Annotated in this window: 1 protein-coding gene; it reads right to left on the bottom strand. The window is 60.8% G+C overall.

Translation table 11 applies throughout. The features are described 5' to 3' along the window. The coding region (locus B7444_RS15800; RefSeq protein WP_048855231.1) for a recombinase family protein at window positions 1-273 on the bottom strand (273 nt) is incomplete at both ends.

Genomic DNA, 273 nt, shown 5'->3' with positions numbered 1-273 from the left:
CGCCTCCTGACGACCTGCCGGACTCATGGCATGACGTCTTCCCAACAGCTTTCCCGATGCCCGAGCGGCATGAAGACCAGACATTGTCCGTTCCCGGATGATATCCCGCTCCCATGCCGCCACACTGGCCAGAACACCGATGATCAGGTTTCCTGCCGCCCCTCCCGTATCTGCGCCCAGAGCCAGAATACGCACACCAACCCCTTTGGCCTTGAGGTCCTGAATCAGGGTCAGGGTGTCGATGGTATCTCGTCCCAGCCGGTCGAGCTTCAC

It is taken from the genome of Gluconobacter thailandicus F149-1 = NBRC 100600 (assembly GCF_000964465.1).
Lineage (GTDB): Bacteria > Pseudomonadota > Alphaproteobacteria > Acetobacterales > Acetobacteraceae > Gluconobacter > Gluconobacter thailandicus.
Note: the sequence above shows the minus strand (reverse complement) of the source record. Positions and strands in the feature narration are given on the sequence as shown.